Source organism: Mycobacterium intracellulare ATCC 13950 (assembly GCF_000277125.1).
Classification (GTDB): domain Bacteria; phylum Actinomycetota; class Actinomycetes; order Mycobacteriales; family Mycobacteriaceae; genus Mycobacterium; species Mycobacterium intracellulare.
In genome coordinates, this window is record NC_016946.1 from 995,360 (window position 1) to 1,008,081 (window position 12,722).

Here is a 12,722-nt window from a genome sequence, read left to right on the forward strand (position 1 = left end):
ATTTGTCGGACACGGTTTAGCGCGAGCAATCATGGTCCGGACAATTAGGAACATTCTCCTTGTCGTCACCGTGTGCGTGACGTTGGTGCTCGACGGATGTGACGGCCGCAGCGACCTTGATCCGCTCGCCCTGATCAGCAGTCCGGCCATACCGTTGTCCGTGCAGGACGTGCCGAACCCCCTGCGCGGCCAGTACGAAGATCTCCTGCAACCGCTGTTCCCGCAGGGCAATCCGGCGCAGCGGCGCTACCCGGCGTGGCCGGCGTCCTACGACGCCAGTTTGCGTGTCCCCTGGCGCCAGTTGCAGCCCACCGATCCGAGCACACTGCCGCCGGACGCTCCCGACGATCGCAAATTCGATTTCAGCGTGATCGATGACGCCCTGACGAAATTGGCCGGTCGAAACATGCGCCTGACGCTTCGTGTGGTCGCCTACAACTCGTGTTGCGACACCGTCTATCCGAACAACACCAACATCGCGATGCCCGACTGGATGGGCGCCGCGGCAACCAACTACTCCGGTCCGCAACGATATTGGTGGATGCCCGGCGTCACGCAGGTCGTTCCGAACTGGAATGATCCGAACTACCTGAACGCATTCGGCCAGCTGTTGGCCGCGTTGGGCCGCCGTTACGACGGCGACGAACGGCTGAGCGTCTTCGAATTCTCCGGCTATGGCGATTTCAGCGAGAACCACATCTCGTATCTGCGTGACACACTCGGTGCGCCGGGGCCCGCACCCGATGAGAGCGTCGCGAAGCTGGGGTATTACAGCCAGTTTCGTGACCAGAACATCACCGCCGAGTCCATTCGGCAGCTGGTCGCGGCGACCGTAAACGCTTTTCCCCACACGCAATTGGTGACAACCGCACTGAACCCGGAGATCGTGCGCCAGTTGATCGCCGACGACGTGACGAAGAAACTGTCCGCGCCGGTGGGCATCCGCGCGGACTGCCTGGGCGTGCAGGATCCGCTGCCCGCGTGGGCCGAAAGAGATGGTTCCCACTATGTGCAGTCCAAGGATCCGCTGGTCGGAGCGCTGAGGAACCGGCTGGCGTCGGCGCCGATGATCACCGAATGGTGCCAGCTGCCCGAGAAAACCGATCCGCGGACCTACTACGAAAAAGGCCTGCAGGACGTCGTCAAGTACCACGTGTCGATGACATCGAGTTTCAACTTCCCGGCTGTGGATTCGTCGACACCGATGGACCCGGCGCTGTACTTGCTGTGGGCGCGGGCAAACGTCGTCGCAGGCTACCGGTATTCGGTGGAGGCGCGGCAGGAATCGCAATCGGTGAAAGACGGCAAGGCGACCCTGGCCGTCGCGTGGACCAATTACGGCGCGGCCGCCGCGACCGAAAACTGGGTCCCGGGCTACCGGCTCGTCGATTTCTCGGGGGCCGTGGTCCGCACGCTTCCCGCGACCGTGGCGCTGAAAACCCTGGTCCAAAGCCCATCCGGGGACGGCTCCAGCAAGGAGCCGTTGCCGGCGTCGACGACGGAGTCCATTCACATCGACTTGGCGGGCTTGGCGCCAGGGCATTACACGTTGTGCGCCTCGGTCGATTGGCAACAGCACAAGCCGGGCGCGAACCACGTGGTGAACTATCCGCCCATGCGGCTCGCGCGTGACGGGCGCGACGGCACCGGATGCTATCCGATCGCGACGCTGAATCTGTCCCGCGACGCGTTGACTCACGCCGCGTGACGATGACTGCGGGCGCCGCGTCGCCAATTACGCGGTAAATCAACCGGGGCAGCGGGACCGCGATTCCGCCAATGCCCGCCTGATGATGCTGCATAATCTGCAGTGGTATGCGCGGCTGGTGGGGCAAAACCGCAGAGTTTTCTTCCCGCCGAAGGCTTTTAGAAAGGTTAATAGCCGATGGATTTCCGTACCTTCGTCCGGATTCTCGGCGCGCACTGGAAACTCGCCTTGACCGCGCTGCTGGCGTGTACCGTCGGCGCCGCGTTCGTGACCGCATTGCAGACCAAGCACTACCAGTCGTCGGCCACGGTCCTCATCTCATTTTCCGGTGCGACCGACCTCAACGAGGTGTACAGCGGCACGCAGGCCGCCCAGGAACGGCTGTCGTCGTACGCGCAAATCGCCGGTGGACACATCGTGGCCGAGCGCGCCATCCGCCAGCTCCAACTTCCCATGCGCGCCGATGATCTGCTGAGCCAAACCCAAGTCAAATACACCCCGAAATCGGTGCTGTTCACGATCAGCGTCAAAGACACCGACCCGGCGCGCGCCGCCGCGCTGGCGGGCGCCATGGCCGGTCAGTTCAGCGCGATGCTGCCGACGCTTGCCCCGAACCCGGCGTCGAACGGTGTGGCCGCGCCGGTCACCGCGGGACCGCGACCCGAGGCGGTCGAGACGACGCCGCCGCCGTCGGGTCAACCGTCCGACGTGCCGGCATCGGCGGGACCGACCGGCAAGCCGTGGCCTTTGGCGCGGGCGACGATGGTCGAGCCGCCCCGCGTTCCGAAGATTCCGGTGTCGCCGGTGCCGCTGCGAAACATGGCGATCGGGTTCATCGCCGGTCTGCTGTTGGCCATCGCGGTGGCGCTGACCCGCGAGGCCGGCGACCGCACCGTGCGCACCCGCGCCAAGCTGGAGGAACTCTCGGGCCTGCCGACCTTGGCGGAGCTGCCGGGAAAGCGCGGCGGGACTCCGCGGTTCGGCACCGACACCGCATTCGACGACGCGGTGCGCGGCATGCGCACCCGGCTGCTCAGGGCGATGGGACCCAATGCCCGTCAGGTGTTGGTGGCCGGCCCGTTCGGTGGCGAGGGAACGACGACGACGGCGATGAACCTGGCGCTCGCGCTCGCCGAGATGGGCGAAGACGCACTGCTCGTCGAGGGCGACAGCCGCCGGCACGTGATCGCCGGTCTGCTCAGGGTCGAATCGGGGGAGGGGCTGGCCAACGCGCTCGCCAACCCCGCCGCGGCCGCCCAGGTGGTGAAGCCGACGCCGATTTCGAAGCTGCACATCCTCGCGTCGCGGTCCGCACGGCGCGAGAGTCTGCCCCCCAGCGCGTACCTGCCGGAAGTGATCGACCGAGTGGTGCAGGAATTGTCCTCACGGTTTGACCGCATCGTCATCGACGGCCCGCCGGTGCTGGCGACCGCCGACACCGGCCTGCTGGCCGGTGCCGTCCCCGCCACCGTGCTGGTGGTTCGCGCGAAGCGCACGACCGCGGACGAACTCAAGGACGCGTTGACCGCCCTGCGCGCCGCCGGCGCACAGGTGGTCGGCACGGTGCTGACCGACGCCCGCCAGTCGCTGCACATCAGGGCCGCCGACCGCGCCTACCGGTCAAAGGTCAGCAGGCCGGCGTGATCCCGTACCTGCGGGCCCGTCACCGCCTGGCCGTGGATGGCGCCCTGCTGGCGATCTTCGTGTTCGGATGCTTCGCGTTCGGCGTGCTGTCGGTGCGCCGAACCACCGAGGGTGTGCTGCTGACCGCCGCGTTGTTCTGCGTGGTCGTGTACTGGGTGAAACCCGAAGGGATGGTGGGGGTCACGCTGTTCGGTGCGTTCGCGGCACTGCCGGAAGGCTTACACGTGGGGAAAGTCTTTGGCCCGCTGACGATTTACGCGTACCACCTGGCGGCCATCCTCGCGATCTGCTACCTGATCCCCACCGCGAAACCGCGGTCGTCCGACTTCGTGCTGCCGGGGATCCTGGTGGTGGCGGTGCTGTGTTCCACGGCCACCGGATTCGCCACGGGAAACCCCGACCTCACGGTGACCCGCGAAGCGACCACCATGATCGAAATGGCGATCGGCTTCGTCCTTGCGATGTTCGTCGTCTACAGCGGACACGTCCGATGGTCGATCCGGGTGATGATCGTGATCCTGTGGTTTTCGGCGGCGATGGCGATCATCAGCTCGCTGTACGCCATCCGGTTGGCCGGTCGGGCGGAAAGCCTGGAGGGGACGACGGGTGCCGGTCAGGCCGTGCGCATCATCCTGTCCACCCAGACGCCGGCCACCGCGGTGCTGAGCGCACTGGTCGCCGCCCCGATCGTGGGCCGGGTCCGACCCATGGCTTATCTCGCGTTGGGCGTTCCCGCGCTGAGCATTTCGCTGCTGTCCTTTTCCCGCAACACGCTGATCTCCATGGGGGTGGCGGCCGCGGTCGCACTGTTGGGCAGCCTGAGTTGGGCGGCCGTGCGGCGGGCGGTCGTGGCCGCGACGGTCGGCCTGGCCGTCGTCGCGGTGGCGGTGCCCGGGTCGCTGTTTTTGCTGCAGCGTTCGAAGACCGGGGCGTGGCTGGCCGATCAGTACGTCGCGTTCAATCAGCGGGTGCTGGGCGGGGTTACGTCGAGCGCGCTCGCGGTGGACGATTCGGCGCTGGAGCGACTGCGGGAAATCAATCTCCTCAAGGAGACCATCGCCCAGGCCCCGTTCTTCGGGCACGGCCTGGGCTACGTGTACCAGCCGCCGACCGGCGACGACGAATTCCATCGGTACCTCTATCCCGCCTACTCCCACAACTTCTACCTGTGGTGGCTGGCCAAGGCCGGCGCGGTGGGCATGGCCGCGTTCGTGCTGTTCGCGCTCACGCCGGTGATCCTCGCGCTGCGGTGCGCCCCGGCGCCCGCGAAAATCAGTGCGGCCGTCGCCGCGGGCCTGTTGGCGATATCCGCCGTGTGGCCGTTGCCGGAGATGCCGATGGACGCCTTGGGCTTGGGCATGGCGCTGGGGGCGGCGATGGGCTACGCCGGCTTGCGGCGCCGGGACGCGGAGGGCAGCCGGACCGACGACAATCCGGCGCCGGCCGCCACGCCCGACCCGCCCCTCGATGCCACGGTTGGCGCGGTCACTTTCCCGTAGACGAGCCAGGCCGACATGATCTCAGTGACACACGTGGGGCCCGACATGTACAGCATCGGCGGGACGCAGTCCGTGATCCGGGTCTTGCGCGACAACAAGATCGGCGCCGACGACATCCGGGTCCTGTCGACCTGGAACGGGGACCGCCATCTGAGGAACCTGTTTCTCACCGCACGCGCGGGGATGTCACTGGCCTGGTCCCCTCGAGGCACCATCGTGCACTTCCATATCTCCAACGGCGGGGCCTGGCTGCGCGAAGGACCGTTGATCCGCTTGGCCAGGGCCAAGGGTTTCCGGGTGATCGCCACCCTCCATGGCCCCGACTTTCCCGAGTTCGCCAGGTCGCGCCCCCGCTTCGTGGGCGCGACGTTGAAGCGGGCGGACCATGTGATCCTGTTGTCGGAGGAAGCGCGCGCCGCGGTCGCCGAGGTGGCGCCGACGGTGCGGACCGCCATGGTGCCGAACCCGATCGTGGTCGACCGTGGTGCGCCCGGTGCGGCCTCCACGCCACCCGTGGCGCTGTTCGCGGGCACCGTTGGGCTTCGCAAAGGTGTCGACAGACTTGTGGCGGCCTGGCGGCTTCTTCTCGCCGAGGGCATCGAAGGCCGTTGTCGGATAATCGGTCCCATCGACGACTATGCCCCGCCGGAGACGGAGCGGCTGACCGTCGAGGGTCCGATGCATCCCGACGCGGTCCGTGGGCTGCTCCGCTCGGTCCGGGTGGTGGTGCTCCCGTCGTCTGCGGAGGGCATGCCGATGATCCTGACCGAAGCCCTGGCCGGCGCGCGCCCGTTCGTGGCGACGCCCGTCGGTGGGACGACGGAGATCGCCCCCGACCCGGGCATGCTGGTCCCGGTCGGCGATGTGCCCGCGTTGGCCAACGCGATCGGCCGGTACCTGCGCGACCCCGAGCTGGCCGAGCGTGACGGGCTGCGGGGTCAAGCGCACGTCGCGGCGACACGGAGCCCCGACGTCATCGACGCCGAACTCCGCCGCATCTACCTGGGCTGCGACATTGCGACGGGTTGAACTTCAGGGACCGCAATTGGCGGTCAGCGCAATCGGTTTCGGATGCGGCGCACTGATGCAGTCGCCGTCGAAGAAGGAACGGATGGCCGTGCTCGCCGGCGCCGTGGACAGCGGCATCACCCACTTCGACACCGCGCGGATGTACGGGCTGGGAATGGCCGAGGCTGAGCTCGGGGCCTTTTTGCGCACGGTCGACCGCGACAGCGTGACCATCGCCACCAAGTTCGGCATCGATGTCGGCGGCGCGGCGCGGCGGCTCGGCCGATTCCAGGCCCCGGCCCGGGCGCTGCTGAAAAAGGCTCCCGCGCTGCGCCGTATCGTCAAGCGGCAGCAGGCGCCGTCGGCGGGCGGCCGGGTGTACGACGCGGCCGTTGCGACACGCAGCCTCGACGAGAGCCTGGCGGCGCTCGGCGTCGACCATGTCGACATCCTCTTCGTCCACGCGCCGAGGTCTCAGGACACCGTTGCGAGCGACGAACTGCGCGAATTCTTTGAGCGGGCGCGCCAACAGGGAAAGATTCGCGCCTGGGGCGTCTCGCAGGACGAGGGGCTCGAGCTGGACTTCGTCCGCGCATTCGGGCCGCGGGCAGTCAGCCAACTCCGCAGCGACTTGCTCGAGCCTTCGCCGAGACCGGCCGATATCGCATTCGGCGTACTCGAGCGGCCGCACCGCAAGCTCTCGGGCGCCTTGGTTGCCGACCCCGGAATGGCAAGCCGCTGGCGCGAAGCCCTGCAGGCCGACCCGCTGGCCCCCGGCGCGCTGGCTCGGCTGATCCTCGCCTCGTCGGTCACCGCAACGGGCTGCCGCGCAATCCTTTACAGCACCACCAGGCCGCAGCGGGTCACCGAAGCCGCCGACGCGGTCTCGTCGCCACCGGACGCCGAGACCGTGGCGCGGTTTCTCGCTCTCGTCAAGGAGTTCCGACAGGGTGCGGCCGCGTGATTCGCGACATGGCGGACTTCGCCCACGGCATGACGATCGAAACGGATGTGGTGGTCGTCGGGGCCGGCCCGATCGGCATCGCGACCGCGCTGGAACTCGCCGGGTCGGGCGTGCAGGTGGTCCTCGTCGAAAGCGGCCTCGAACGCAACGACCGTGCGGCCCAAGCGCTGTCGAGGTTCGATTCCCGGCACGACGACTACTTCCATTCGCGTAGCGAGCTGACGGTCCGCCGGCAGGTCGGTGGAACCTCGGCGCTCTGGGGGGGACGCTGCCTCGAGTTCGACCCCATCGATTTCGAGGACCGGCCCATTACGGCGCAGGCGCCGTGGCCCATCGGATACGACGACGTCGAGCCCTACCTTCAGCGGGCCTGCGACTGGGCGGTATGCGGTCGGGCGGCGTTCAATGCGCGCGAGATCCCCGAGATCGCGGAGCGCGACTTGGTCGCGGGCCTCCCCGACGGCGACGTGCGGACGACCGAGCTCGAGCGCTGGGCGCTACCAACCCGTTTCGGGCGCCGTTACCGGGCGGCGTTGCGAGACGCTCCCCATCTCACGCTGTGGACCGGCCTCACCTGCACCGAGATCGTGACGACGGCGGCCGGCGACGCCGTCGACCACCTGGTGGTCAAGTCCTTGAACGGCGGTGCGGGGCGAGTGGTTGCGACGGACTACGTCATCGCGACCGGGGGTTTGGAGGCCACCCGCCTGCTGCTGGCGTCGGATCGCCATCACCCCGGGGGGCTGGGGAACGCGGGCGGGCACCTGGGGCGCTGGTACATGGCGCACGTCGAGGCCCGGGTCGCGCGCGTGCAATTCACCACGGATGAGGTCATCCACGGATACGAGCGGGACGGGGAGGGGGTGTATGTTCGCCGGCGCTTCACCTTCGACCCGCAGCTGTTGCGCCAGAGCGGAATGCCGAACGCCGCAATCTTCTTGGTGAATCCGCCGATCAGCGACCCGAGTCACGGAAGCGGGATTCTGTCCGGGGTGTACCTGACACTGATCTCGCCGATCGGACGATTCCTGCTCGCGGAGGCGATCCGTGAGGCCCACACCAAGACCGACGGTTCGCCACGAATCCTTGCGCATCTGGGCAACGTCGTGCGAGACCTGTTCGGTTCCCTCCGGTTCGCCGTCGCCTTCTGCTACGCACGGTTCCTCCGCCGGGGCCGCAAGGCGCCCGGGTTCTTCGTGAAGAGCGCCGACAATCGCTACCTGCTGCAGTACCACGGCGAGCACCTTCCGCACTGGGAGAGCCGGGTCGAGCTGACCGACGAACGAGACGCCCTCGGCATGAGGAGGATTCGCACCAGCATGCACTTCTCCGACGCCGATTACGCAAGCGTGCGCAAGGCCATCGCCGCCATCGATGACCACCTTCGCCGCCACGGCGTGGGATACGTGGAGTGGCTGACCGACGATGTCGAGGCCGCGGTCCGTGCGTACATGAAGAAGCGGACCGGTTACCACCAGGCGGGAACCACCCGGATGTCGACATCGCCGGAAGGCGGCGTCGTAGATCCACACCTGCAAGTCCATGGGGTTCGCGGACTCTACGTCGCGAGCACGTCGGTGTTGCCGACATCGAGCCAGGCCAACCCGACGCTTCTCGGGATCGCGCTGGGCGTGCGGCTCGCGGAGCGTCTGGCGAAAGCCCGAATCACCTGCTCGTCAACGGATTCGAGCTAACCGGGGTCCGGGGATCACGTCGGGACCTGCCACAGCTCGTCGATCAGCGACTTCGTCTGCCGAATGTTCGCGCGGCTGGATGCGCCGAAGACGATCGAATGGATCTGCGGCTGACCGCAGACGTAATCGATGGCCTCGCGGGGCGGGATCGCGCCCGAGGCGAGCACCGACATCGCGATCAGCCGGCAGCGGCGCTCGCGGATTGTCCTCTCGTAGAGCTCGATTCCGCCACACATCCGGAAGCCGATCTTGTTGAAATTGGCGCACACGATCGGATTCTCGATTCCCTGGCCGTCGAGGGCGTCGAGCAGGCGCGGGAGATTCATGGTGATGAACCCCGGCTCGGCACCGTACTTGAGCCTGACGTGGTCGGAGAAAAACCGGAACCCCTCGTCCATGCCCAGGCCGAGAAGCAAGTCGGTGACGACGTTTTGAATGAAGATGACGGGCGTGGACAGTCCGGTGAACATCTTCATCTCGGCGTCGACCAATAGCTGCATGATCGGCTCGATGTCCTTGCCCGCGAGGGCGACACCGCCCTTGAACATCGACTTGACGGCCCCATCGTCGGGCAGGAACCTGCGCAGCGCCTCGAGCATCCCGAACTCGGTCACGGCGTTGGCGTACTTGTGCGCGTACGGCATGCACGGGTAGAAGACGTAGTCGGGGTAGCGGGTCCGGTTGGCGCGGAAATGATCGCAGATTTCGCCGACCCGGTCGTGCGTCGTGCACACGAACGTGCGGATGCCTTCCTGGTACGCGGCGTCCAGCGTCCCCAGCACGGGCGGTAGGTGCTGAAACCGTATCGCCTGGGCGCGCGCTTTCTCCTCGGACATGTGGTTGACGCCGAAGAACTGGTTGTCGCCGAACAGCACACGGTCCATGGTCACGATGCCCTCGGGGACGTGAGTTTCCTGATGCGCGCGACGATCTCGCGGCGCCGCGAGCCGCGCGGGGAGCCATTCGCGGCCGCCTGAGGCAGGGGTGACGCGCCGGCTCCAGCGCCGGTGATCATGTCGACCACACGATCGACGTCGAGCGCCGAGCGAAAAGTGTTCTCGCCGTTCACCCGGTTGTTCTTGATGCTCTGCGCGAAATAGTCGATCTGCGCCGAATACTCTTCACCCCGAAGGTAATACCAGACCTCGTCGGTGAGATCGGTCGTGTACCGGATCGTCCATCCCGCCCCCAGGTCGGGGACCCCGGGGTGCGTCTCGCGGAGATAGATCTGGCATTCCTGCCGATCGGCGACGACGCGGCCGTTGGTTCCCCACACCGAAACCTTCGTCGACATCTTGCGAAAGCTCTCGTCGCTCCAGTTCACGCACAGCTGGCCGCTGGCGCCGTTGCCGTAGCGCATCGTGCAGTAGACCTCGTCGTCGACGTCGCGCGAGAAGACGCTGTGGCGGACGACTCCGTCGACCGCAAGGGGCACGCCGGCGATGAAGTTCATCAAATCGATGGCGTGGCAGGCGTAGTCGTAGAGGGCGCCACCGCCTTCGGCTTTGACGCCGCGCCACGTGCTTCCCTTCTGTCGAAGGACGACGGGGCCGTATGCCTCGGCACGCACGTGGTGTACCTGCCCGAGAGCCCCCGCCGCGACGATTCGTGCCGCCTCTTGGAAGGCGCCGATGAAGCGGCAGTGATAGCCGACCTGCGTGACGAGCCGATTACTCTCGGCGAGCGTCACCAGGCGCTCGCCGTCGCGGACATCGAGGACGAACGGTTTCTCGCAGAAGACGTGTGTGCCTCGGGCAAGGGCCTTTTCGACCATCGGCGCGTGCATCCGCGACGGAACGGCGACGACAACCGCGTCGGCCTTCGTCTGCGCCAGCATCCGATCGAAATCGTCGTAGCAGTCCAGACCGGTGTATTTGGCCAGGATGTCGCGCAGATAGCCGGCGGAGTCACACACGCCGACCACGTCGAGGTCTGGGTGCGTGCGAAGTATTGCGAGGTGCGAAAGACCCATCTTGCCCAGGCCGACTATGGCCGTTCGAATCATGGTCCGCGCCTCTACTCACTCCGAGTGCCGCATCGGCAACGTGTACGGCCCGCCAACAAGGTGGACGTTAGCATCCGGTCAACGCATCATCGCGAAATCCGCTCGATCTGTTTGCCGTCGCAACCCGGGGACGGCCACGATGGGAGTTAGTCTTTGACATCGGGATCGCCGCGCCGCCAGAAGATCGGCGCGCCTCAACCGAGGGGAGACATGGGTCGGCTGCTCCTCATCGCGTCCTCCGGTGGGCACATCTACGAGATGTTCTGCCTGCGCGAGTTCTGGCAGGACAAGGATCGGTTTTGGGTGAGTTTCGGGACCGCCGACGCCCGTTACCTGTTGCGCGACGAGCGCGAGGTGTACTGGGCCGCGCACCCGACGGTCCGTAACGTGCCCAACCTGCTGCGCAATCTGGTGCTGGCCCTACGCCTTTTGATCCGCCACCGCCCCGCCATGATCTTGACGACCGGATCGGGCGTGGCCGCACCCTTCCTGTGGCTGGCCTGGCTGCTGCGGATTCCCACCGTGTTCGTCGAATCCATCACCCGCATCACCGAACTCTCGCTCACCGCCCGCATGGTGAAGCCGTTCGCCTCCCGCTTTCTGGTGCAGTGGCCCGAGTTGGCCGACCGGATTCCCCGCACCGAGTATCACGGGAGGATCGTGTGATCTTCGTGATCATGGGGATGGAGGTCCATCCCTTCGACCGGCTGGCGCGCGCGGTGGACGAGCTGGCGCGCACCGACGCGGTGGGGGAGGACTTTTTCGTACAGCTCGGAACCTGCAAATTCGAGCCGCGCCACGCCGCGTTCGAGCGCTTCCTGTCCTTCGGGGACGTCTGCACGCACATCCGGCGGGCCTCCGTCGCAGTGACCCACGCGGGCGCCGGATCGACGCTGCTGTGCGTCGAGCAAGGGAAACATCCCGTGCTGGTGCCGCGTCGCTCGTCGCGCGGGGAGCACGTCGATGAGCACCAGCTGCCGTTCGCCGAGAAGATGGCGGGTGCCGGGCTGGCGACCGTGGCCCGGGAAACAGAGGAGCTCCCGGCGGCCATCGCGGCGACGCGGTCCCGATCGGCGCCACCCGATGCGCTGGGCCGGGCCCGCGAACTCACCGGGTGGCTGGAGACGTTCTGGCGGGGCCTGGCCTGAGCCTCCCGTCACCGCCGGCGATCCAGCACCTGGGCGATGACGTCCAAAATGCGCACGGCGACAAGGTCAACCGCGCATCGGTGCGCGTAGTGGCGCGCCGCTTCGGCCCCCAGGCGGGCCGCGGTCACCGGATCGGCCAGGAGGTCGAAAGCGGCGGCGAGCCCGGCGACGTCGTCGACCCCGATCGGGGGCAAACCCGCCGGCTGGTATTCGGGCAATGCGCCGGCGGTCGACACGATCGGCATGACGCCCAGCTGCATCGAGAGCGACTGCACGCCACTCTGTGAGGCGCGCCGATAGTGGGCGAGCGACCCTTTGGCGGCGGCCAGCGTGGGGATGACATCGGCGTAGCGGAAGCTGCCGTTGCGCCAGAGCGTGTGTTTGGGCAGGGCTTCGGCGTCCAGCGGCCCGTCGCCGACGAGCACCAGGTTGTCGCCTCGCCAGCCGCCGCCGATCACATGCCGCTGCCAGGCCGCCAGCACGACATCGACGTTCTTGTACGGGTTGAGCCGGCCGAACATGACGAAATCGCGGCGCCGTTCGGGCCCCACGAACGGCGGAACGCGGTCGAGATCGAGGTCGCTGGCCAACGGCACGACATGCACCGGCGTACCGGCGACATCGCGGCGCGCGGACACCGCGGCCGCGACATAGTCGCTGTAGGTGATGGTGGCGGCCGAGCGCGCGGCCCAGCGGTCGAACACGGCGCGCTCGTAGGCCGGGGTCAGTTCGTCGGGGTCGTGCGGCCGATCGTCGTGTACCACCTGAATGCGGGGGGCTCGCCCGGCCAACGCGATCCAGCGCGGATCCCGGACCAGTTCGGCGATCACGATGTCGGGCCGGAAGCGGCGGACGCGGCGCCAGGCCTTCAGGGTCGGCAGCCAGGTCGCGGCCGTGCGAAAGCGCGGGTCGAGCACCAACTCGTAATCGCGCGCGGCGTCCGATTCCGGATGCTGATCGGAGGTGACCAACAGCACGTCGGCACCGTGGCGCAGCAGCGCTTCGGCTTGCACCCGCACCGCCGGTCGCGTCCACGGCGAAAGCCACAGCAC

At 67.4% G+C, this 12,722-nt stretch carries 11 protein-coding genes; 8 read left to right on the plus strand and 3 right to left on the minus strand.

The genetic code is table 11. The annotated features are described in order from the left end of the window. Positions 1–31: 31 nt before the first annotated feature. From OCU_RS29950 to OCU_RS29975, 6 genes are all read left to right on the plus strand, one after another. On the plus strand, positions 32–1,708 hold the full coding sequence (locus OCU_RS29950; protein WP_044059199.1) for a hypothetical protein: 1,677 nt from the start codon (positions 32–34) through the stop codon (positions 1,706–1,708). Between the two features lie 177 nt (positions 1,709–1,885). Further along, positions 1,886–3,352, plus strand: a complete 1,467-nt coding sequence (locus tag OCU_RS29955; protein ID WP_009955589.1) for a tyrosine-protein kinase domain-containing protein — start codon at positions 1,886–1,888, stop codon at positions 3,350–3,352. Then, positions 3,349–4,851, plus strand: a complete 1,503-nt coding sequence (locus OCU_RS29960; protein WP_014379309.1) for an O-antigen ligase family protein — start codon at positions 3,349–3,351, stop codon at positions 4,849–4,851. Before OCU_RS29955 ends, OCU_RS29960 begins: the two co-directional genes overlap by 4 nt. Before the next feature lie 15 nt (positions 4,852–4,866). Further along, a complete protein-coding gene (locus OCU_RS29965; protein WP_036458276.1) occupies positions 4,867–5,880 on the plus strand; it encodes a glycosyltransferase family 4 protein in 1,014 nt (337 codons plus the stop codon). 16 nt (positions 5,881–5,896) lie between these two features. Then, positions 5,897–6,823: an aldo/keto reductase gene (locus OCU_RS29970; RefSeq protein ID WP_014379311.1), complete on the plus strand. Its 927-nt coding sequence runs from the start codon at positions 5,897–5,899 to the stop codon at positions 6,821–6,823. 8 nt (positions 6,824–6,831) lie between these two features. Further along, positions 6,832–8,517, plus strand: a complete 1,686-nt coding sequence (locus OCU_RS29975; RefSeq protein ID WP_263649573.1) for a GMC oxidoreductase — start codon at positions 6,832–6,834, stop codon at positions 8,515–8,517. 14 nt (positions 8,518–8,531) lie between these two features. Here the strand turns inward: OCU_RS29975 and OCU_RS29980 are convergent, their stop codons facing one another. Continuing rightward, on the minus strand, positions 8,532–9,407 hold the full coding sequence (locus OCU_RS29980; protein WP_014379313.1) for a hypothetical protein: 876 nt from the start codon (positions 9,405–9,407) through the stop codon (positions 8,532–8,534). Then, the gene (locus OCU_RS29985) at positions 9,404–10,522 is read right to left on the minus strand and encodes a Gfo/Idh/MocA family protein (RefSeq protein WP_014379314.1); all 1,119 of its coding nucleotides are present in this window, start codon (positions 10,520–10,522) and stop codon (positions 9,404–9,406) included. Before OCU_RS29985 ends, OCU_RS29980 begins: the two co-directional genes overlap by 4 nt. Positions 10,523–10,732: 210 nt before the next feature. Between OCU_RS29985 and OCU_RS29990 the strand changes: the two genes are divergently transcribed. Both OCU_RS29990 and OCU_RS29995 read left to right on the plus strand, forming a co-directional pair. Continuing rightward, the gene (locus OCU_RS29990; protein ID WP_008254160.1) at positions 10,733–11,188 is read left to right on the plus strand and encodes a glycosyltransferase family protein; all 456 of its coding nucleotides are present in this window, start codon (positions 10,733–10,735) and stop codon (positions 11,186–11,188) included. Further along, positions 11,185–11,670 (plus strand): glycosyltransferase, encoded by a 486-nt coding sequence (locus OCU_RS29995; RefSeq protein WP_014379315.1) that lies wholly within the window; start codon positions 11,185–11,187, stop codon positions 11,668–11,670. Before OCU_RS29990 ends, OCU_RS29995 begins: the two co-directional genes overlap by 4 nt. 8 nt (positions 11,671–11,678) lie before the next feature. Here the strand turns inward: OCU_RS29995 and OCU_RS30000 are convergent, their stop codons facing one another. Continuing rightward, positions 11,679–12,722 carry a glycosyltransferase family 4 protein gene (locus OCU_RS30000; RefSeq protein WP_036458286.1) on the minus strand — a complete coding sequence of 348 codons (1,044 nt, stop codon included), beginning with the start codon at positions 12,720–12,722 and terminating at the stop codon, positions 11,679–11,681.